Origin of the sequence: uncultured Subdoligranulum sp. (assembly GCF_963931595.1) — a bacterium.
GTDB lineage: Bacteria > Bacillota > Clostridia > Oscillospirales > Ruminococcaceae > Gemmiger.
In genome coordinates this window covers 1,055,634-1,077,444 of the sequence record NZ_OZ007030.1, presented here as the reverse complement: position 1 = coordinate 1,077,444, position 21,811 = coordinate 1,055,634, and the positions used below count along the sequence as shown (strand labels likewise).

Genomic DNA, 21,811 nt, shown 5'->3' with positions numbered 1-21,811 from the left:
GTTTTTCTTTTGGGCCTTTTTCAGCCGATCCCATCCAGTTTGTAGGGGCAGAACTGCAAGCCGTCCGCCGAAATCAGGCGATACCGGATTCCTTCCACATCGCCCTGCACCGCAAAGCGAATGGATTTGCCGTGCAGATGGCCATAGTAGCATTCGGTCACGCCGAACTCCTGCAAAACCGCCACCAATTCCTCGGCCGAAGCCCCCGGATACACCGGCGGATAATGCAGGAAGGCAATTTTGCGGGGTGCCTCCCCCGCCGCCTGCAGGGACATCCGCAGGCGCCCGGCTTCCCGGGCCATCAGCTTTTCCCCCTGTGCCGCCGCGTCGTCAAAGGGCCATCCCCGCGTTCCGCAGAGAGCGGTCTGTCCGACGATGCAGGCATTGTTATGCAGGATGTGCAGGGAGTCAAAACCATTTTCCTGAAGAAATTTTTCCATCTTCCGGGTGGTCGTCCACCAGTAGTCATGGTTTCCCTTCAACAGCCACTTCTGCCCGGGCAGGCTCTGCAGAAACGCAAAGTCTGCACGTGTATCCTGCAAATTCATGGCCCAGCTGGTATCCCCTGCCAGTACCACGGTATCTTCCGGGCGGATCAGCGTGCGCCAGTTGGCTTCCAGTTTGGGCAGATACCCATCCCATCCCGGGAAAACATCCATCGGCTTATTGGTCCCCAGAGACAGGTGCAGATCCCCTATTACAAATACCGCCATACAGCTCCTTTTGTTTCTCTTCCTTGCCGGCGGACCGCCTCAGTGCAGCGCCGCGGCACGGATATCCGCCGGCGCAATGATCTCGGTAAAACGCACCGGCAGCCGGTTCAGTTCCTGCAGACTTTCGGGCGCCGGTTCCCCGGTATTTGCAGTCAACGCTGCCATGGCGTCAAAATCGCTCTCTGGCACCGCCGCGCCCAGTGCCTCCAGAACCGCCCGCGGGAATTTGAAGGGACTGGCCGTGGAGAGTACTACCATGGGCGCCTCGCTGCGGCAGGTTTCCGCCACGCGGAAGGCCACCGCCGTATGCGTATCGCAGAGGTAGTGGTCCTGTTCAAACCGGGCACGGATTTCCTCCGCCCCCTCCTCATCCCCGGCATATCCGGCGGAGAAGGTTTCCTGAATTTTGGCCAGCGTATCCGGGTCCACCGTATACCGTCCGGTCCGGGCAAGATCCTGCATCCAGCCTGCCACTTTTTCGCTGCTGCCGCTCACATGATACAGCAGCCGCTCCAGGTTGGAAGAAATCAGGATATCCATGGACGGGGAGGTCGTTTTATAGAAGGTGCGACGGGCATCGTAGGTGCCGGTGCGGATGAAGTCCGTCAGCACATTGTTCCGGTTGGAAGCGCAGACCAGTTTGCCCACCGGCAGCCCCATCCGTTTGGCATAATATCCTGCCAGAATGTCACCGAAGTTTCCGGTCGGCACGCAGAAATCCACCGGTGCCCCCCAGGCGACAGCGCCCTGTTCCACCAGACGGAAATAAGCATAGAAATAGTAGACGATCTGCGGTACCAGGCGTCCCCAGTTGATGGAGTTTGCACTGGAAAGACGGATCCCCCGTTTTTCCAGTTCTTCCGCCACCGAAGCATCGGCAAACACCCGCTTGACGCCGGTCTGAGCATCATCGAAATTGCCCTCCACCGCATAAACCTGCACATTATCCCCAGTCTGCGTCACCATCTGCAGGCGCTGGATCTCGCTGGTGCCGGCGTTGGGATAGAAGACCGAAATTTCGATGCCATCCAGCCCCGCATATCCGGCCAGCGCTGCCTTGCCGGTATCACCGGAGGTAGCCACCAGAATCCGCGTCGTCTCCTTGCGTCCCAGGTTGCGCTTCGCCTCCACCAGCAGCTTCGGCATCAGCTGCAGGGCGTAATCCTTGAAAGCACAGGTGGGACCGTGCCAGAGTTCCAGCGCGTACAGCCCGTCACGGACCTTGACCGTCCGCCCTGCCTGGCCGCCAAACGCATCGCCATAGGTGTTTTCCGTCGCCTGCTGCAAAAACTCTGTGCGGTAATCGGTCAGGTACCCTTCCAGCACCTTCTGTGCCAGTTCCGGATAGGAGAGATTCCGCCACGCGTTCAGATTCGCCTGCGGGAAGGTTTCCGGCACAAAAAGACCGCTCTGCGGCGCAAGGCCACGGACAATCGCTTCCGAAGCGGAGACACGAAGCTGGGAATCTCTGGTACTCTGGTACTGCATATCATACACCCTTTCTGCTTTGTTTACACTTGGAACGCATCCATAATACAATGTACCTGCCAGCCTTTTTCGGCAGGTGCCACTTCCACCACGTCAAACCGCACCCTTGCTTCTGCAAAAGGACTGTTCTGCAGATACAGTTCCGCCGCCCGACGCAGACGTCTTTGCTTGTACAGATCCACCGCCTCCGCAGGCGCAGCCAGCATACGGCCTGTCCGGGTTTTCACCTCGGCAAACACGATCAGATCCTCCTTGTACAGGATCAGATCCAGCTCTCCCATCCGGGTGCGGTAATTATGGCCCAACAGAAGATAGCCCCGCTGGCGGTAGTACCTGGCTGCGATGGCTTCCCCCTTCTGGCCCACCTCATGGTTCATGCCAGTATCCCTGCTTTTTCAAAAAACTGCGGCGATAGAAGGGCTGAATCCCGTACTGCGCAATGAGTTCATAGTGCAGCTTGGTGGGGTACCCTTTGTGTTTCGCCAGCTGGTATTGCGGGTACTGCTTGTCCAGCTCTTTCATGTAACGGTCCCGGCTGACCTTTGCCAGAATGGAAGCCGCCGCAATACTGGCACTGGTGGCATCGCCCTTGACAACCGACTGCGACGGACACACAAGGTCCGGCGGACAGCGGTTTCCGTCAATCAGGGCGTAATCCGGCTGGGTATCCAATCCCGCCACCGCCTGGGCCATACCATCCATAGTCGCCCACAGAATGTTCTTCTCGTCGATCTCCTGAGGGGAAATAAAGACCACCTGATACGCCACCGCACGCTGTATGATTTCCTCATAGAGTGCTTCCCGGCGCTTTTCACTCAATTTTTTGGAGTCGTTGACCCCCTCGATGGGATCGTCCGGATCAAGGATCACCGCAGCACAGCAGACCGGTCCGCACAGCGGCCCTCTGCCGGCCTCATCCACCCCGCAGATCGTACCAAACCGGGCACGCTGTTCGGCATCAAAGGCATACAGGGCCGGATTACTGCTCATCGATTTCGATGTCCTCGGCATCATCAGCCTCCTCTTCCGCCGCCTCGCGCCGGGGCGGCCGTTCCAGCGAAAGTCTGCCCCATTTGCTGGCACGGAATTCTCCCACCAGCATCTTGGCGGCGCGCTCGGTATCCACTTCGCCGCCGGAAATCAGCATACCGCGCTTGGCACCAATAGCTTGCAGCAACGCGTAGGGTTCCAGGTCCAGAGCCGACTCATCCAGCTTATACCGGGTCAGCAACTGCTGCGGGTAGATCTGCCGTACACTGGAAAGCAGCCCGCACGCCAGTTCTTCGATATCCAGAATGTCATCCCGGATGGAACCGATGAAGGCCAGATTGGAGGCGGTTTCCAGCGAATCGAACTTTTTCCACAAAACGCCGGGCATGTCCATCAGATCAAAATTATCCACCGAGATCCATTGCTTTCCCCGGGTAACGCCCGGCTTGTTGGCCGCTTTGGCCCGCGTGGTCCCCGCGAAGGAATTGATAAAGGTAGATTTGCCCACATTGGGAATGCCTACCACCATTACGCGGATAGCCGCACCCACCATACCGCGGTTACGGCGCCGCTGCATCAGCGCCGACAGTTCGTGCTCGATGGGAGCCTTGGTGGCCGCAGCACGGCCCCGCTGTTTGGAGTCCATGGCCAGGCAACCTGCTCCTGCGTTCTTGAAATAGGCCAACCACTGGCGGGTGATCTCGGGATCTGCCAGGTCGGCTTTGTTCAAAACGTACAGGTGCGGTTTTCCCGCCGTGATGCGCTCGATCTCCGGGTTCAGGCTGGAAAGAGGAATCCGTGCATCAAGAATCTGCAGCACGCAGTCCACGTTGCGGATTTCCTTTTCCATCATCCGCAGGGTCTTGGTCATATGACCGGGGAACCATTGAATCTGGCGGCTGTTGATGATATCACTCTGGCTCATTCTGATGCCCCCATTCCGCCAAACGGCATAAGTCTCCATACAGCGACGCCCAGGACATCCCGGATATCCACGCAACCGATCTCTGCGTCACGGCTGTCTTTGGAATTGTTGCGGTTGTCGCCCATGATGAACAGGCAACCGTCCGGCACCGTCAGGGGGAAGTCCACCCCTTCATAGGTCCAGGTGGGTTCCGCCGTATACGGTTCCGAGAGAGCCTGCCCGTTCCGATACACAACGCCTGTCTGGAAGTCGATATCGATGGTATCCCCCGCTTTCCCGATCACCCGCTTTACCAGCGGCTTGCCGTAGGGGATGTAGCTGTCAGTCACGACCACATCTCCGTAATCGGGCTGCAGAAAAGTTGCAATCAGCAGGCGTTCTCCGCTGTAGAGACTGGGGTTCATGGAGCTGCCGTCCACCTGGACAATCCGCACCGCAAAGGTAAACACCAGCGCAATCACTGCCACAGCAACCGCCAGCGCATCATACCACTCCAGTATCCCCTTGTTGCGGCGAAACCGATCTTTCAGCATACATTCCCGTCCCCCCTTTCGTAAAACCATACGAAAAAAGGGAGAACGCCAACCGTCCTCCCCTTTTCTCAGTATGCTCAGATACGCGCCTTAACCTTGGCCGCCTTGCCGGTACGCTCACGCAGGTAGAAGAGCTTCGCACGACGGACCTTGCCGCGGCGAACGACCTCGACCTTCTCGACGAACGGGCTGTTGACGGGGAACACACGCTCCACACCGACACCATAAGAGGTGCGGCGAACGGTGAAGGTCTCCGCGATGCCGCCATGCTTCTTGGCGATGACGGTGCCCTCAAAAGCCTGGATACGCTCCTTGTCGCCTTCCTTGATACGGACGGAGACGCGGACAGTATCGCCGACTTCAAACTGGGGCTTGTTCTCTTTGATCATACCCTCGGTAAAATGCTTGATTGCGTCCATGTTATGAATCCTCCATTTTGTATCGACGTTCATTCCCGAATCTTCGGCAGAGGACCGCCTGTATAATGATGTGTCATTATCCTGCCGGTGGCCCGGCAGCACTAACGCTTTAGTATTATACCATCCATCCCGATGTTTGGCAAGACATTTTCCAGAAAAATTTCATAAAAATCCTGACCTTGCCGCGACAAAAAAGGCCGGCGCCCAACGGCGCGCGGCCCTGTATCAGCTGGTGAGATCAGATGGAGATCGCATTGGCGATATCAATCATCTCGCGGTCGATGGTCTTGTGCATCGAGAGCGCCACGTTGACATCGTAGTCCACGATCTTGCCGCCGGACACGGCCACAACACGGTTGTAAATGCCCTTGTCCAGCAGATCAACGGCATGATATCCCATCAGAGAGGCATTCACACGGTCACGGACCGTCGGAGAACCGCCGCGCTGGATGTGGCCCAGAACGGTCGCACGGGAGTCTACACCGGTGGCAGCCTGGATCTGGTTGGCCAGATCCTGGGCGCCGACAACGCCTTCAGAAACAATGATGATGAAATGCTTCTTGCCGGTGACCTGCGTCTGACGCATGCGCTGCAGGATGTCACGCTCAAAGTCGTAGGGAATCTCCGGCAGCAGAACCGCCAGCGCACCGGTGGCAATGCCCACATTCAGGGCAATATAACCGGCATGATGGCCCATGACCTCCACGACGCTGCAGCGGTCATGGCTCTGGGTGGTATCCCGCAGTTTATCAATGGCTTCCACAGCGGTGTTCATTGCCGTGTCGTAGCCGATGGTATATTCGCTGCAGGCAATATCGTTGTCGATGGTGCCGGGCAGACCGATGCAGGGAATGCCCTGGTTGGCCAGCGCACGGGCGCCCATGAAAGAACCGTCACCGCCAATGACGACCAGTGCATCAATGCCCAGTTCCTTGCAGCGGGCCAGACCTTTGGCCTGTCCCTCTTTGGTCTTGAACTCCAGGCAGCGCGCCGTATACAAAATCGTGCCGCCACGGTGAATGATCTCGGATACGCTGCGGACATTCATCTCGTAGCATTCGCCATTAATCAGGCCATTGTAACCGCGCTGAATACCCATCATACGGTATCCCTTGCTAATACCCGCACGAACGATCGCGCGAACAGCAGCATTCATGCCGGGCGCATCACCGCCGCTGGTCAGAACACCGATTGTTTTGATTTCCTTAGCCATAAAGCAGCTCCTCCTGTTTGGGAACGTAGCGTTACTTACAATAATTTTTTAACAATCTCGGATCCTTTTCATTATACCACAACTCTTGCGCTTCGATTATGGACGTTTCGCGCAAAACGCATGGATTTATTTTGCATGCTGATCCATTCCCTGCACTTTTACATGCTCCGGTCCCAGAATCCGAACCAGTTCAGCCCTCAGAAGCGGATCATCCTTCACTGCCATGTGTCGCGCCCACGCCTTTTTGCCGGTATCGGCAAAAAGGAAGTACACCTTCACCGTCCCACCGTCAAAGATGTTGCAAAGAAGATTCTCTACCCTGTGCATTTCGGCGCAGTCCCGGGCCGGCACCGTCAGGAAATACCCCGCAACGCCTTCGCCCCGCGTCTCCTTCTGGACGCGATCCACCCGGTTGCGGCCAAAACTCTTGTTGGGGTCGTAGGTTTCGATGGGCTGTACGCCCTCCACGATCAGGCGGGCCGCCTCCTCTTCTTTCACGGAGACTCGCCCGTACGCCACCACAACGGCATTTTCCTGCAGTGCCGCCCTGCATTCCGCCAGAACGCGGGGAAATACTAGAAGTTCCATCGTCCCGGTGAGATCTTCGATGGTCGTAAAGGCCATCAGTGTGTTGGACTTGGTAGTCATCACTTTGTTCTTTACGACGGTACACAGGATCGTCACGTTCTGGTTGTCAAACTGTTTGGCATCGTCCCCCTGCAGCTGTGCGATGGTACAGGTGGAAATTTTGGCAATCTGCTCCCGGTAGGCGTCCAGCGGATGGCCGGAAAGATACAGTCCCGAGACTTCTTTTTCCATTTTGAGCAGATCGCTGGTGGGATATTCCTGCATGGGTGGGACCTTGTAGTCGTTGATGGCCGGCTCCTGGCTCTCCCCGTTCATCATACCGAAAAGGTCCATCTGCCCTTCCAGGTTCTGGCGCATGTCGGTTTCCACACTCTTGAGAATGCCTTCCACACACTCCAGCATGGCACGCCGGGAAGGTTCCAGTGTATCAAAAGCACCGCACTTGATCAGATTTTCCAGGGCGCGCCGGTTCAGTTCGTTACCGTACATCCGGCGGCAGAAATCATACAGCCCTCGGTACGGGCGTTCCTGCCGTTCCTTGACAACGGCTTCGATCAGATTGCGCCCCACGCTTTTGACCGCATTCAGGCCAAAACGGATACAGTCACCGTCTGCCGTGAAGCCGCCCCGCGACACATTGATGTCCGGCTGGAGCACCTTGATGCCCAGCCGCTGGCATTCCGTTGTGTACTCAATCACCTTGGAAGTATTGTCCAGAACGCTGGTGAGCAGTGCCGCCATAAATTCATGGGGATAGTGACATTTCAGATAGGCCGTCTGGAAAGCCACATAGGCATAGCAGGCCGCATGGGATTTGTTGAAGGCATAGGATGCGAAGCTGATCATTTCATCATAGATCTCGTTGGCAACATCCTCGGGAATGCCATTCTTGACACAGCCGGCGCATTCCTTGCCCGGTTCCGTGCAGCCGTGGACGAAGTGTTCCCGCTCCGCCTCCATGACCTTATGTTTCTTTTTGCTCATTGCCCGGCGGATATTATCGGCCTGCCCGAAGCTGAATCCCGCCAGTTCCCGGAAGATCTGCATGACCTGTTCCTGGTAGACGATGCACCCGTTGGTAACATCCAGGATATGGGCCAGCTGCGGCGTCTTATAACTGATTTTGCCGGGTTCCCGCCGGTTGCGCAGATAGGTGGGAATGGAATCCATGGGACCCGGGCGATACAGCGAGATCAGGGCGATGATGTCTTCAAGATTCCGGGGACGCATGCTGACGAGCACCTGCGTCATGCCCGTGGATTCCAGCTGGAAGATGCCCTCGGTCTCCCCTTTTGCCAGCATGGCATAGGTTTCCGGGTCATCATAGCTGATGTTGGCCATGCGGAAGTCCGGTACCTTGCGCCGTACGGCCGTTTCGGTGTCGTGGATGACCGTCAGCGTACGCAGCCCCAGGAAGTCCATCTTCAGCAGGCCGAGGCGCTCGATCTCCACCATGTTGAACTGCGTGACGGGCAGGCCGTCATTGGTGGATAGCGGAACGTACTCCGTAGCCGGCTCCCGCGTAATGACAACGCCGGCCGCATGGGTGGAGGCATGCCGCGGCATGCCCTCCACCTTCAGGGAGGTGTCGATCAGTTCGTGGACCTGCGGGTCCGCCTCATACATGGTTTTCAGGTCGGGGCTGACTTCCAGCGCTTTCTGAAGGGTCATTTTCAGTTCCATCGGGATGAGTTTGGCCACTTTATCCACATCCTGGTAGGCCATGCCCATCACACGCCCGACATCGCGCACAGCCGCCCGGGCCGCCATCGTACCGAAGGTCACAATCTGTGCCACATGGTCGCGGCCATATTTTTCGTTGACGTAATCGATGACTTCCTGGCGGCGTTCATAGCAGAAATCCACGTCAAAATCCGGCATCGACACACGTTCCGGGTTCAGGAACCGTTCAAAAATCAGGCTGTACCGAATGGGGTCAATGTCTGTAATGCCCACACAGTAGGCCGCCAGGCTGCCGGCACCGGAACCACGACCGGGCCCCACCGGAATGTCTCTGCTCTTGGCATAGTTGATGAAATCGTAGACGATGAGGTAGTAGTTGGTATACCCCATTTTTTTGACGACGTTGATTTCATAGCTCAGACGTTCCCGCAGGGCATCCGTCACCTTGCCGGGATAACGGCGTTCCAGTCCTTCCCAGCACAGCTTTTCAAAATACGCCTGGTTTTCCATGCCATCCGGTGCGTGGAAGTAAGGGAGCTTCGTCTCGCCGAAGGTAAATTCAAAATTGCACTGCTCTGCAATTTTGTTGGTGTTCTCGCAGGCTTCGGGCACCATCGAGAACAGATCATACATCTCATCGGCACTTTTCAGGTAAAACTCGTCGGTCTGAAACTCCATCCGATCCGCGTCAGCGATGGTCTTTCCCGTCTGGATGCAGAGCAGAATACTCTGCATCTTGGAATCTTCCTTGGTGATATAGTGAGCGTCGTTGGTGGCCACCATGGGGATCCCGGTCTCTCGCGCCAGGCGTATCAGCTGCGGCAACACAACCCGATCTTCCTCCAGCCCATGGTCCTGCAATTCAATATAATAGTTGCCCTCGCCAAAAAGATCCCGGTAGTATAGCGCCGTATTCTTGGCTCGCTCATAGTCACCGGCCAGAATCGCCTTGGGTACTTCCCCCGCCAGGCAGGCCGAAAGGCAGATCAGCCCCTCGTGATGCTGTTCCAGCAAATCCTTATCGATACGGGGCTTGGAGTAGAACCCTTCCAGAAATCCGGCCGAAACCATCTTGATCAGGTTTTTGTAGCCGGTCTCATTTTTGCACAACAGAATCAGATGGCTGTTTCCGTCGATGCGGTTCACCTTGTCAAAGCGGGTGCGGGTTGCCACATAGACTTCACACCCGATGATGGGCTTGATCCCGGCTGCCTTCGCAGCGTCAAAAAAGGCCACGCACCCATACATGACGCCGTGGTCCGTGATGGCACAGGCGGTCTGCCCCATCGCTTTCAGATGGTCAAACATGCGGTCGATGCGGCAGGCACCGTCCAGCAGACTGAACTCCGTGTGAACATGGAGATGGGTAAATTGTCTCGGAGTGGTTTCAGACATGGTCGGATTCCTTTTCTGGTGACGAAGATTCCTCAAGACGCCGGGCGGCTTCCTGGATGCGCTTCAAACGGTGGGAAAGGCCCGCCTTGCTCACCGGCGGATCCAGTTTCAGGGCCAGTTTTGCCAGCGGCAGATCCGGGTACTGCATCCTCAGCTTGGCCGTCTGGCGCAGGGCTTCCGGCAGTGTGGCCAGTGCCCCTGCTTCCTGCAGACGTTCGATGGCCAGCTGTACCTGCACCGCCGCCTGGACGCTCTTGCCCATATTGGCCGTTTCGCAGTTAGAGAGACGGTTGGTCTTGTTGCGCATTTCGTTATACAGGCGCTGATCCATAATGCGCATGGCTGCGCCGCCGGCCCCCATAAAAGTCAGAAGATCCTCGATATGGTCGGCCGCTTTTACATAGACAGTATTGGCGCCCTTGCGCAGTGCACGGTGAGGATGGAAATCATGTTCCGCCAGCATGGCTTCCAGCTGCTGGGAAAGATAATGCCGGGTGGACAGGAATTCCAGATTATAGCTTTTTTCAGGGTCGGTCATCGTACCGCAGCACAGAAATGCCGTGGCTATGAAGGTCTGCATGCATTTCTGACATTTGAAATTTTCCGGACGGATGCGCAAAGTGGGTTCTTTGCCGGTATGGCAGAACAGTTCCAGCATCCTGGCAATCTCATCCGGCTCCTTTATGCTGAACTCAAAAACGGCCCCGGTAGGGCGTTCCTTGCGCAGAATATTTCCTTGAATCCCGCAACGGCGATAGACCTTCTGGGCAAACTGCGCCACGCCCTCATTTTCCGTCTGCAGCACAACACCGCGGTCATCAAAATATTTACCAAAACAGGCCACCGCATAGGCGGCGGCCATATTGCAGCATGATTTGGAGATCCTGTGGCGCAGAATCTCGTTCTTTACTTCTTGTGAAAAGCTCAAAAAGATGTTTCCTCCCCGGGGCAATCTCCGCACCCTTCACAGCGTGCGCTTGGCATCTCGGTGCTGCACACTGGGTTCGTACCCCAGTTTTTCGCAGAACTCGCCGATTTTCCGCGCAAATGTAATGGAACGATGTTTGCCGCCGGTACAGCCAACGGCAATCATCAGCTGGCTTTTGCCCTCTTTCACATAGAGCGGCAGGGCATATTCCAGCATGCTCTCATAACGGCGCAGCAGTTCCTGTGATTCCGGCGCCGCCATGACGTAATCGACCACCGCCTGGTCCAGGCCGGTCAGATTTTTCAGCTCCGGCACATAGAACGGGTTGGGAAGGCAGCGCACATCCAGCACAAGATCCGCTTCCTGCGGCAGCCCGTACTTGAATCCAAAGGACACCACCGTCAGCGCCATGGGACATTTTCCCTTGTCCAGGAAAAGACTGCAGACCCGTTCCTTATTCTGTGCCGCGCTCAAGAGCGAGGTATCGATCACATACTTGGCGCGATTGCGCAGAGGCTGCAAGAGTCTGCGTTCCCGCTCGATGGCTTCCTCGATCGAGACATGATCCGTGACCGAAATGGGATGCTGCCGCCGTGTTTCTTTGTACCGGCGCTGAATGGTCTGAGAATTGGCATCCAGGAAGAGAATCTCGTACTCGATCTTCTTTGCGTCCAGATCCGCCAGCGCCTGTTCCAGCTGGTCACTGTTGCGCACACCGCGCACGTCCATGACGACCGCCACACGGCTGAGCTGGTTTTCGCCCTGCAGGGCAAAATCCACAATACGGGGCAGCAGTGCAACGGGAATGTTGTCAATGCAAAAGAAGCCGATGTCCTCCAGCGCATTGACCGCCATGGATTTGCCCGCGCCGGAAAGGCCTGTAACGATCAGGAAATTCATCGTTTACTCTCCCTTATTTTACCACTCGGATTTCACGTTCCAACACAAACCCGGTTTTTTCCAAAACGATCCGGCGGACCTCCTCGGTCAAAGCCACAACATCCGCGCAGGTTGCACCGCCCTTGTTGATGACAAAGCCGCAGTGTTTTTCGCTGATCTGTGCCCCGCCCACGGTAAATCCCCGCAGCCCGCACTCTTCGATCAACCGTCCTGCAAAGGCCCCTTCCGGCCGTTTGAAAGCACTGCCCGCGCTGGGCCATTCCAGCGGTTGCTTTGCCTTGCGGCGTTCCAGATAATCCTGCATCCGGGCAAGGATGGCAGCGCCATCTCCCCGGTGCAGCCGGACAGTGGCTGAAAGGATGCACCAGGAGGGGTTCTTTTCAAAAATGCTGGTGCGATACCCCATCTGCAGTTTATCGGATGGCAGCGTACGCAAAGTCGTTGTTTCATCCAGGAAGGTAACCTCTTCCACCACATCTTTCAGCTCGCCGCCGTAAGCCCCCGCATTCATGTAAACAGCCCCGCCGACAGTGCCCGGAATACCGCAGGCGAATTCCAATCCGGCCAGGCCGCGCTGCTGTGCCTCGGCGCAGAGCCGCCCCAGCGTCATGCCTGCACCGGCCGTCAACAGCACGGTATCTTCTTTTTCCGGCGTCCCGGTCACTTCCGGCGACAGCCCGCGCAGTTCCACCACTGCACCGTCAAAGCCTTCGTCGGCAAAAAGCGTATTGGAACCATTGCCCAACAGGTAGACACGCACCTTGTTTTTTCTGCATAATGCCAGGGTATCCTGCAACTGCTCCGTATTTTGCGGAGTACACCAGAATGCCGCAGGCCCGCCGATCCGGAAGGTGGTATGCTCACGCAAGGGTTCCTGCTCTGTAAAAGGGAGTTTTGCCCCTTGCAGCGCACAGCGCAGCGCCGTCCGCATTTGCTCCTGCATCATGACTCCCCCTGCCAAAATAGTGTATGTATCAGGTCAATGGTATTCAGATGGATACCTCCAGCGCAGCTGCGCCAATCACGCCGGCATCATTGCGCAGTTCACAGGCGCGGATCTCGGGTACACGGCCGCCGGTGATATCGTGGGTTTCCTTTTCCACATAAGCGCGTACGGGTCCCAGCAGCGTCTCGCCCTGGTTGGAAACGCCGCCGCCCACACAGATCACTTCCGGCTCGAACGTATTCACCACGTTGGCTAGGCCGCAGGCAACGTACTCCATCCAGTTGTAGACCACCTGCTTGGCCAGTTCATCGCCCTGGGCCATGGCATCGAAAGAAGTCTTTGCGTTCACGTGGTTCAGATCCGGCACAAGTTTCCACATCAGGGTATCGCTGTGCTCCTGCATGGCCGCCTTGGTATCCTCCGTCAGGGCCCGGGCCGATGCATAACGCTCCCAGCAGCCGCAGCGGCCGCAGTTGCACTTGCGTCCGCCCTTGACGATCACCGTATGGCCCATCTCACCAGCGGCAAAGTTGAAGCCGCGGACGATCTTGCCGCCCAGAATGATGCCGCTGCCAATGCCGGTGCCCAGCGTGATGACCACCGCATCCTTGTAGCCTTTGGCGCCGCCCGCAATGTACTCGCCGAAGGCTGCCGCATTGGCATCATTCTCCACGTACACCTTGCACCCGAGAAGTTTTTCCATATCGGGGCCGAGGTTCCAGTCGTAGTAGCCGAAGTTGGTATTATATCCCACAAAACCCGTGGTAAAATTCACGCTGCCCGGCGTGCCGATTCCCACATATTGTACGTCCGAGAAAGGAATGTTATTCTCCTTGGCCACCGCACGGCAAAGATCCGCCAGCGCTTTTTCCAGGTCCTCGGCCGGGCGGGGCAGCCGCGTGGCCCGGGTGATTTTACCGACGATCTCATAGTTTTCATTCACAAGGCCGGCCGTCATGGTGGTACCGCCCAGATCAATTCCGATGGTATATTTGCTCATAGTAGAATTCCTCCTATTTCTTCTGCACAGCGACGACCATGCAGTTTGAGTTCCTGTACCAGATTTTCCCGCGTTGCATTGACAATCAGTTCCTGCGGGAAGGAGAGTTCCGCCAGCATGCTGTACAGCGGCGGCATGGCATTCTGCAGGCGCCAGGCACTGTGGGCATCGCTGTCCACCGCAATGTGACAGCCATTTTCCATGCAGGCAATCAGAAGCGAACGCATGTTAGGGATACCGTCTTTCCGGACAGCAAAGGATCCGCCGTTCAGTTCCACCACTTTGTGGTTTCTGGCAAACGCTTTCGTGACCACGTCATAGTCGTACCGATAGTTTTCCTGTTCGGAATGTCCGATACAGTCCACATAGGGGTTTTCCGCCACCCCCAGCCAGAGCCGGTCAGCCTCCTTGCGTGTCAGGACACCCGGCATACAGGGACTGTGTATGGATGCCACCACCCAGTCCTGCACCGAGAGAAGTCCCTGCGGAAGGTCCAGCCCGCCTTTCGTGTCCATCACGTTGGCCTCGGCGCCGTACAGCATGACAACGCCGTTCATTTCCCGGGGCAGCGCGCCTCCATTGGAAAAATGCCATATATGCGGCGCATCCGGCATGGCCGGTGCATGGTCCGTAATGGCCATGGCACAATAGCCTGTCTGTTTTGCCGCAATTGTCATCTCGTTCAAAGTCTGAAAAGCATGGGTTGCACACAGCGTATGCGTGTGCAGGTCTGCAATCATTTGCATGTATTTGGTATCTCTCTTTTCCCGTTTATTGCTGCGTCACAAAGAAATATCATCCTGCAGGCCCAGTTGTGCCAGCAGTTCCTTGGCCGCGTTGTAGCCCATTTCCTTGGTACGGTTATTGATGGCCGCCGTCTCGATAATTACCGCCAGATTCCGGCCCGGCATGACAGGGATCAGCATACTGGGGACCTTCACGCCCAGAATATCGTAATATTCGGTGTCCAGTCCGGTGCGGTCATAGTTTTTGGTGCGGTCCCAGGGCTCCAGCTGCACGACCATCTCCACTTCCACGCTGCTGCGCACAGATCCGATGCCGAACACATGGGCAACGTTGATAATACCGATTCCGCGCAATTCAATGAAGTGCCGGATATTGGCCGGGGCCGTTCCCAGAATGCTCCGGTAGGATACCCTGCGCAGTTCCACCGCATCGTCTGCAATCAGACGGTGACCGCGCTTGACCAGCTCGATGGCCGTTTCGCTCTTCCCCACGCCGGAGTCGCCGAGAATCAGGATGCCTTCGCCATACACTTCCACGAGGACGCCATGCCGGGTAATGCGCGGTGCCAGTTCGGTGTTCAGCGTCGTGATCAGCACACCCATCAGTGCCGAGGTCATTTCGGTAGACATCAGAAGCGGAACGCCATACTGCTTGGCATACTGCATCATCTCGGAGAGCGGCTGCATATTGCGTGTCAGAATCACAGCCGGCGGCTGAAAGGAGAACAGTTTTTCCAGCCGCATATTGCGCAGCGAAGCGGACAGTTCCTCCAGATAGGACATCTCTGTCAGCCCGATGATCTGGACACGGGTATTATCAAAGTTTTCGTAGTAACCGGCCAGCAGTATGCCGGGCCGATATACCTCAGTTGCCGTAACCTTGACTTTATCCAGCTCACAGGGAGTGTAAGCCACTGTCAGATTTGCTTCTTCCGCCAATTTTTCCAGGGATACAGAGAATTCAGCCACATTCAAACGCCCCTTTCGTGAGGTATTCAATAGTAATCTTATTATACCGTACTGTCCGATTTTTGTACAGAGGTCATCCCGTCTTCCCAGCAAAAAAGTCCCCGCCGCAGAGCAGCAGGGACACACGATTAGCATGCGGTACGCAGCACCGCTATCTCCTTTTGCAGCCATCCGTGCAGCCAAAGCAATGCTTCCGCTGCAGCGAAAACCAGGACCAGATAAATTGCGAACAAAAAGGCCGTATCCCGTCGGCTCAAGGATGCCAGATCAAACGGTACTACCATACGCTGGATCAGAACATGGTGTACCAAAAAGACCGCATAGGAAAGCTTGGCCAGCCTGGCGCAAAGCACGCGCATCCAGCCAAAGGCCAGGAAGCGGGAAACGCCTGCCAGCACCGTAAACACCACCACGCTGAACAGCACACAGGTTATTTTGCTGTCAAAGGACGCCAGGAAGAAGGTTCCCACAGCGCAAACTGCGGCAATTCCCACCTTGCTTTTGCTCCCCATACGCAGATACTGCATACCGAACAGGAATTCCAGAATATGAATGGCCACGAGATGCGCATCCCACCCTGCCAGATGAATGACAAGGCACACAGGGATGCTCACAATCCATGTGACCCAGGGATTTTTCCGAAGGCCCCGATGCAGCAGAGGAAACAGCAGGTACAAGAAAAGAATGCTTCCCAGGAACCATTCACCTACGCAGGCGAAGTCCGTGCCGACCCATCCGGCCGCCACGGCGAAATTATCCAGTCCCAGCACCGTCAGCAGCAGCGTCGGCGATTTTGCCGCCGCATAGTACCCGGGATTTTCCAGAAACCGCCAGGAGAAGAAGATCACCCAGGCCAGCCAGAACAGCGGATAAATTGCTTTCGCCCTTTTCTTGTAGAAGGTGACCGGGTTCTGGTTTTCCGGCACAGTAAGCGCCAGAGCCGCACCCGATACAAGGAAGAAAAGAGAGGATCCGAAATCTCCCAGGTAGATACCAAAGGGCAGCACGCTGGCAAACAGCTTATGGGGCAATGTAAAGTACCCCGTCACGGTGGCATTGAAATGAATCACCAGAATGGAAGCCAGCGCCACCGCGCGGATAAAGTCCAGATAGAACAATCGTTGCTTTTTTATGATCCGACTCCCCTTTTCAGCCTTTCAGCTTGTGCTTGATCAAACGTCCCAGTTGTTTGGCCACCGCCGCCGGCTCCGCCGACGCCTGCACATAGACATCACTGTACCCCGCACGGGCGGCCGCCTGATTTGCACTCTCAAAAGTGGCACTGTAATACCCGTTTTGCTGTGCCGTCAAGGGCAGAAGCCAAAGGTCATTTTTTTGCTCCACTGTGGGGACGCCCTGCGGGAAAGCTGCCATACGGACCAGCGCCCAGCCTGCGAGCGGCGCCGGCGGCGGGTCATCGTTGACCGGCATCGAACTTTTTCCTGCCAGCCGTGTGCCGACTTCCTGCCAATGCTTTCGCGCTGCCCGCTGCGCTTCCGGCCACAACGGCAGAGCCGGGCTCAGCACTCCCAGCAGCGGATTCTCTTCAAACAGAGCCAAAGCCTGCCCCAGCATCTTTTCCGCGTCCTGCACACTCTTCCGCAAATACCAGTCCGTTACAGGATCCTCGCCCCTGACGGCAAAACGAACCAGGCGAAGGCCTGCCTCCTGTAAAGAGACATCCCGCCCGCCGCAATGTTCCGCCACCACATAGTGCCAGTGCAGATTCTGGGCCAATGCGGAGAGCGGCTGTGTGCGAAGCAACGAACGGACCAGATCGTCCACCGGGTAGGATGCAGCCTGCCGCAGATAGGCATACAATTCTGCCGCGGCATTCCCATCCGTTCGCCGCAATTCATCCCGATACGATGTGAAGAAACTGCGGCGCTTAAAAAACGGGCAATGCCGTTCGGCCAGCAATTCCTTCGGGCAGGCCATAATGGGATTGATAAAAATGCCTTTAAGGTCCTCCGTCTGAACGTAACTGTCCCACTTGTATCCCTTTTGGGCAAAATAGCGCGTAAAGCGGGTTTCATGAGAAATTACCGATTCTTCGTAACTGTGAGGCAGTTTCATCTTCTGCCAGTACGCCCAGAAATCCTCTGAAGCCAGCATTTTCCCCCGGATGGCCAGAAAATGGGATTGCAGGTGCTCCGGCACAGCACCGCCAAAACGGCGGCTCTGCATGGCATAATGCCGCGTAAGGCCCCAGAAATCCAGTTCTTCGCGCCGTTCCATGGTTTCCCACATAGTCGCCAGCGGGCTCACAGGACCGGCCAGGGTATAATTCATCAGGATCAGTTCCGTATAGCGGCACACTGCATCCCGTCCCAGAGACAAAAGTGCCTGCTGATACGCTCCCACGTCAAACCCGACGTTCTCACGTTCGATCAGTAGCAGCTTCTCCCGTTCGGTCCATGCACGGCTCTCTGCGTCCAGGGTACCGTTGGTGACCAGTACCACATCCGCATCCTGACGAAGCGCCGAAATCGCAAAACGGCAGGGCCCGTCCAGCAAGCCCTGCGCATCATAGTGGAAATAAATCACCAGCCGCTTCATGAATCAATCCTCATAGGGACCGTGCCGCGGCCCAAACACGGCACGCTTGGTGGCCATGATTCCCTTGTAAGCCGGCTCCGGCAGGTTATCCCGCAGCCAGTTCCGGGCATGGCGCCGACGCGAATTGGCATAGGGACCGTAAACACCGAACAGATGCCGCTTTGCCGCAAAGGCAACGGCCGCCGTAGAAGCCGCCCAGAAAGTGGTACAGTCAAACACCCGGGCCAGCGGCCGGATCAGCCCATTGGCATAGGCCTGCATAGTATCATTGCGCAGCACCGCAAAGGATTGGCTCATCACCACGGCCGGATAGTAACCGGCGGCCTGTGCCACAAAGGGATAGATTCGCTCAATGGCATGGCTGATCGTTCCATCCTGAGGCAGCGGCTCCGGCGGGAAATCGGTGTGCTGCCAGCCATGTGCAAACAGCGGCTGAAGCGCTTTGGGACGGAACCAGAATACACTGCCAAAAGGTGCAATGGGCGACTCTTCCCCCGAAATCGGGACATCCAAGCCCAATTCCTTAAGAAGTTTTTTGGTATTTTCAAAATTCGGTCCCCAGCCGCCGGAGCACATATTCATGAAATACAGCCCATGTGTCGGATAGGGCGGGCAGAGAATTCCCAGGTAAGGATCGTTTTCAAACTCACACAGTACATTGAGTACATGGGCTGCGTTTTTGCAGACATTTTCATTGCAAACATAGCCGAAGCTGGCACCCACACTGCCCGGCTTGGTCTGGATGGCCTTTTTATCATGCATGAAGCAGGCATAGTCATACCCCTGCAGATAGGGCGCCAGATCACACAGGAAAGCCGCCACATCCCGGCCGCGGTTTTCCACAACCACCACCGTCACACTGTGCAGCTTTGCTTCCGCAAATGCCTGCTCAATCTGCGTTTTCTTCTCTTCACTGTTCGTAGAGATGAAAACATCCGTCTGCGGCGGGAATTTGGCCGCAAACGCCACACTCTGGTCCAGCAGATCCATAAAATACAGATGCATGGCCAGGGCAATCCGCCGCTTGCCGCAGAGTTCTTCCGCCAGTTTCGGATTTTGGACAACCGGCTGGATGATCCGTGTAAGCCCCAGATTGCGGGTGAATTCATGGGGATGCATGGTCCGGATCATATTTTTCCAGATGAGATCCATGGGATAATCCGTTTCATCCCGCAGATATTCATACAGTTCCTGCGCCGGTTCCCCTGCCGTATCATTGAGGTACGCTTCCAGGGTATGCATAAAGCTGCGGCGCTTGAAGAGCGGGCATTTCTTATCCCGAAGCAGCCGTACAGGGCACACCAGCAACGGATAGTCGGTGAACTCTTTCAGGTCCTCCGTCTTGACATACACATCCCATTTGAAGCCGCGGTCCGCAAACTGCTTGGTAAAGACAGCCTCATAGCGCTGTACCGAATCGGTATAGCTTTCGATCATGGGCATCTCGTTCCAGTAAGCCTGCAGTTCTGCACTCTGGACAAAACGCTTCCGGTAGACGATAAAATGGGACTGAATATGTTCCGGCAGATACCGATACAGATGCTTGCCCTTGAACGGGTTCGTCTTGGCCCCATGGTGCATGGTCAGACCCCAGAAGTCCAGATCCTCATTCTGCGCCATCGTGTCAAACATTTCCTGCAGCGGACGCACCGGTCCCATCAGCGTGGAATTGGTCATCACGATCTCGTCAAATTCCGAAAGCCGTTCCCAGCCATAGTGATCCAGCGCCGTTTTATAGGCCCAGACATCCAGCCCCTTGTTTTCCCGCACAAGAATCTGATCGGTGAATTTCTGGAAAGCCTGCCGGCCCTGCTCAGAGAGTTTTCCGTTGCAGACCACGATGAGTTCGCTCAGATTTTTTGCCAGATCTGCCAGGTAATAGGAGATAAAATCATCCACATCTCCGTTTTTCTCATAGAAGAAGAAAATGCCCAGTCTTTTCATGTCCGTTCCTTTTCCAGAATTTGATTGATCTTGGTGGCATCGCCCCAGACACCCGGGCTGTCGTAAGGACGGTCCGGGAAGGCGCCATAATCCAGTTTGATCTTATAGTGCTTTTCCTTCAGGAAGCCCTCCACACGGTCAGCCAGCGATTGAGGCTTACCGGTGCAGACGTTGATGATACCGTTGATCTCGGTCTGTACGCTGGCCGCAACGATCATATTCGCCAGTTCTTCCACATCAATAAAATCATAGAGATTCTTACCGCTGGTGAACGGGAAGGTCTTTTTCCCTTCCTCCTCCGCCTGCGCCAGTTTGGCAAAGATGGAACTGCCGTGCGCCTCATCACCGGTAATGTAGTAAGCGCGCAGCCAATGGAGTTTGCACGGACTGTCCGCCATGGACAGCATCAGACTCTGCCGCAGGGCATTTTTCGCAATGCCATACTGGCTCTGCGGCTTACAGGGCGTGCTTTCGTTGATGGGACCTTCCCAATAGCCCACTTCATGCATGGTTCCCATCACGCTCAGTGCCTTCAGTCCGCCTTCCACCAAGTGATTCAAAAAGACCACATGGGAAGACAGATCCCTCATATGGGCCGAGGAATTGTGCCGGAACCCGTCCTTCCAGGCAAGATGAATACATACATCCGGGCTGCCCATCTGGCGGTAGATATCCCGGTCCCCGCTGAAAATGGGAACATCGCAGAATTCCACCCGGTCATCCAACCCCTTGAACGAGAAGTCCGAGGCGATAACCCTGTACCCGCGATCCAACGCATTTTTTACTACGTGCCGCCCGATATAACCGGCTGCACCCGTCACCAAAATCGTTTTCATGGCAATTCCTCGCTTATTTTCCGCGCTGCTCTCCCGTGAGCAGGTCATACAAACGCTGCATGCGCAGCTGATAGAGCAGCAATGCTGCTGTTTTCTTCTTATTTTGCCCTGTACCCTGCCAAAAGTCAAGTGTCCGGCTCGGATACGCAGCCAAGACCCCGCGCAGCGTCTTCCAGGCGTACCGCCGCAGCGCGGCCGGCGCTCTGGCATCCCGCAGTTGATGCATCAAAAACGTGATGGCTTCCGCCTTGCGCAGCGGCCACAGGCGGCGGGATTCCTTTTCGGAACAGCGGCTCTGTACCGCCGCATATTCTGCCCCCATCCAGAGGTCCAGCGCGACAATCCTGCCCTGCAGCGCACGGGAAGACTGACATAACGACGTGCTTTGTGCCCGTTCGTAGTGGCAGTACACCGCATCCGGCATATACACGGCCTTGTCCGTTCCGGCATACAGTGCCGCATTGAAGACAAAATCTTCCAGACCGTAACGGCAGCGCTCGTCGAACTTCCGGTTCTGTAATACCGACCTTTTATACAAGGCATTCCAGACAAATTGGGGACCACTGTTTTGTAAAAAGGCTGCATAGCCGTCTTCCCACATACGGCAGTACCGTCCCTCAGCATGGCGCTGCTCCTGGAAATTGCCGTCCGGCTGTTCCCGGAACAACTGATAATTTCCCCGCACGATATCCGCCTGTTCCCGCTCCGCCGTCTCATACAAAAGCCGAAGCGCGCCCGGCAGGAATTCGTCATCATCGTCACAGAATGCAATATATTCCCCGCGGGCCACACTCAACCCGCGGTTTCTGGCCGCGCAGATTCCTGCATTTTTCTGGGTAACGACCTGAACGCGGGAATCCTGCGACGCCAGCCGGTGGCAGACCTCCGGCGTTTCGTCTGTGGAGCCATCATCCACCAGCAGGAATTCCACTTCCGCCAAATCCTGCCTTAACAGAGAATCAACCGCCGCCTGCAGCGTGGATGCGGCGTTATAGATGGGAATGATAATGCTGACCCGAATTGACACGCAGCGATT

The 21,811-nt window shown here is 56.2% G+C and carries 20 protein-coding genes; all 20 read right to left on the bottom strand.

What is annotated here, in order from left to right:
• Positions 1 to 20: 20 nt before the first annotated feature.
• A complete protein-coding gene (locus ABGT73_RS05015) occupies positions 21 to 713 on the bottom strand; it encodes a metallophosphoesterase (protein WP_346668718.1) in 693 nt (230 codons plus the stop codon).
• A 39-nt stretch (positions 714 to 752) separates the two neighbouring features.
• The gene (gene thrC / locus ABGT73_RS05010; protein ID WP_346668717.1) at positions 753 to 2,201 is read right to left on the bottom strand and encodes a threonine synthase; all 1,449 of its coding nucleotides are present in this window, start codon (positions 2,199 to 2,201) and stop codon (positions 753 to 755) included.
• 23 nt (positions 2,202 to 2,224) lie between these two features.
• A complete protein-coding gene (locus tag ABGT73_RS05005) occupies positions 2,225 to 2,578 on the bottom strand; it encodes a YraN family protein (protein WP_346668716.1) in 354 nt (117 codons plus the stop codon).
• Positions 2,568 to 3,215 carry a ribonuclease HII gene (gene rnhB / locus ABGT73_RS05000; protein ID WP_346668715.1) on the bottom strand — a complete coding sequence of 216 codons (648 nt, stop codon included), beginning with the start codon at positions 3,213 to 3,215 and terminating at the stop codon, positions 2,568 to 2,570. The genes ABGT73_RS05005 and rnhB overlap by 11 nt, the downstream gene beginning before the upstream one ends.
• Positions 3,181 to 4,116: a ribosome biogenesis GTPase YlqF gene (ylqF, locus tag ABGT73_RS04995; RefSeq protein ID WP_346668714.1), complete on the bottom strand. Its 936-nt coding sequence runs from the start codon at positions 4,114 to 4,116 to the stop codon at positions 3,181 to 3,183. Before ylqF ends, rnhB begins: the two co-directional genes overlap by 35 nt.
• A complete protein-coding gene (gene lepB / locus ABGT73_RS04990; protein WP_346668713.1) occupies positions 4,113 to 4,649 on the bottom strand; it encodes a signal peptidase I in 537 nt (178 codons plus the stop codon). The genes ylqF and lepB overlap by 4 nt, the downstream gene beginning before the upstream one ends.
• 77 nt (positions 4,650 to 4,726) lie before the next feature.
• Positions 4,727 to 5,068, bottom strand: a complete 342-nt coding sequence (gene rplS, locus ABGT73_RS04985; RefSeq protein WP_007046433.1) for a 50S ribosomal protein L19 — start codon at positions 5,066 to 5,068, stop codon at positions 4,727 to 4,729.
• 238 nt (positions 5,069 to 5,306) lie between these two features.
• A complete protein-coding gene (gene pfkA / locus ABGT73_RS04980; RefSeq protein WP_346668712.1) occupies positions 5,307 to 6,281 on the bottom strand; it encodes a 6-phosphofructokinase in 975 nt (324 codons plus the stop codon).
• 126 nt (positions 6,282 to 6,407) lie between these two features.
• The gene (locus ABGT73_RS04975) at positions 6,408 to 9,947 is read right to left on the bottom strand and encodes a DNA polymerase III subunit alpha (protein WP_346668711.1); all 3,540 of its coding nucleotides are present in this window, start codon (positions 9,945 to 9,947) and stop codon (positions 6,408 to 6,410) included.
• Positions 9,940 to 10,875: a DNA-binding protein WhiA gene (gene whiA / locus ABGT73_RS04970; RefSeq protein WP_346668710.1), complete on the bottom strand. Its 936-nt coding sequence runs from the start codon at positions 10,873 to 10,875 to the stop codon at positions 9,940 to 9,942. Before whiA ends, ABGT73_RS04975 begins: the two co-directional genes overlap by 8 nt.
• A 36-nt stretch (positions 10,876 to 10,911) precedes the next feature.
• Complete coding sequence (gene rapZ / locus ABGT73_RS04965; RefSeq protein ID WP_346668709.1) at positions 10,912 to 11,775, bottom strand: RNase adapter RapZ; 864 nt, start codon at positions 11,773 to 11,775, stop codon at positions 10,912 to 10,914.
• Between the two features lie 13 nt (positions 11,776 to 11,788).
• On the bottom strand, positions 11,789 to 12,721 hold the full coding sequence (gene murB / locus ABGT73_RS04960; protein ID WP_346668708.1) for a UDP-N-acetylmuramate dehydrogenase: 933 nt from the start codon (positions 12,719 to 12,721) through the stop codon (positions 11,789 to 11,791).
• A gap of 43 nt (positions 12,722 to 12,764) precedes the next feature.
• Positions 12,765 to 13,721, bottom strand: coding sequence for an ROK family protein (locus ABGT73_RS04955; RefSeq protein WP_346668707.1), 957 nt, complete (start codon positions 13,719 to 13,721; stop codon positions 12,765 to 12,767).
• Entirely contained in the window at positions 13,718 to 14,467 is a 750-nt protein-coding gene (locus ABGT73_RS04950; protein ID WP_346668706.1) for a phosphatase, read from the bottom strand. The genes ABGT73_RS04955 and ABGT73_RS04950 overlap by 4 nt, the downstream gene beginning before the upstream one ends.
• 36 nt (positions 14,468 to 14,503) lie before the next feature.
• A complete protein-coding gene (hprK, locus tag ABGT73_RS04945; protein ID WP_346668705.1) occupies positions 14,504 to 15,436 on the bottom strand; it encodes an HPr(Ser) kinase/phosphatase in 933 nt (310 codons plus the stop codon).
• A 128-nt stretch (positions 15,437 to 15,564) separates the two neighbouring features.
• Positions 15,565 to 16,554 carry an acyltransferase family protein gene (locus tag ABGT73_RS04940; RefSeq protein WP_346668704.1) on the bottom strand — a complete coding sequence of 330 codons (990 nt, stop codon included), beginning with the start codon at positions 16,552 to 16,554 and terminating at the stop codon, positions 15,565 to 15,567.
• 31 nt (positions 16,555 to 16,585) lie between these two features.
• Positions 16,586 to 17,995, bottom strand: a complete 1,410-nt coding sequence (locus tag ABGT73_RS04935) for a rhamnan synthesis F family protein (RefSeq protein WP_346668703.1) — start codon at positions 17,993 to 17,995, stop codon at positions 16,586 to 16,588.
• A gap of 3 nt (positions 17,996 to 17,998) precedes the next feature.
• Positions 17,999 to 19,939 carry a rhamnan synthesis F family protein gene (locus ABGT73_RS04930; RefSeq protein ID WP_346668702.1) on the bottom strand — a complete coding sequence of 647 codons (1,941 nt, stop codon included), beginning with the start codon at positions 19,937 to 19,939 and terminating at the stop codon, positions 17,999 to 18,001.
• A complete protein-coding gene (locus ABGT73_RS04925; RefSeq protein ID WP_346668701.1) occupies positions 19,936 to 20,775 on the bottom strand; it encodes an NAD(P)-dependent oxidoreductase in 840 nt (279 codons plus the stop codon). Before ABGT73_RS04925 ends, ABGT73_RS04930 begins: the two co-directional genes overlap by 4 nt.
• A 13-nt stretch (positions 20,776 to 20,788) precedes the next feature.
• Positions 20,789 to 21,802 (bottom strand): glycosyltransferase family 2 protein, encoded by a 1,014-nt coding sequence (locus tag ABGT73_RS04920; protein WP_346668700.1) that lies wholly within the window; start codon positions 21,800 to 21,802, stop codon positions 20,789 to 20,791.
• Between the last annotated feature and the right edge of the window lie 9 nt (positions 21,803 to 21,811).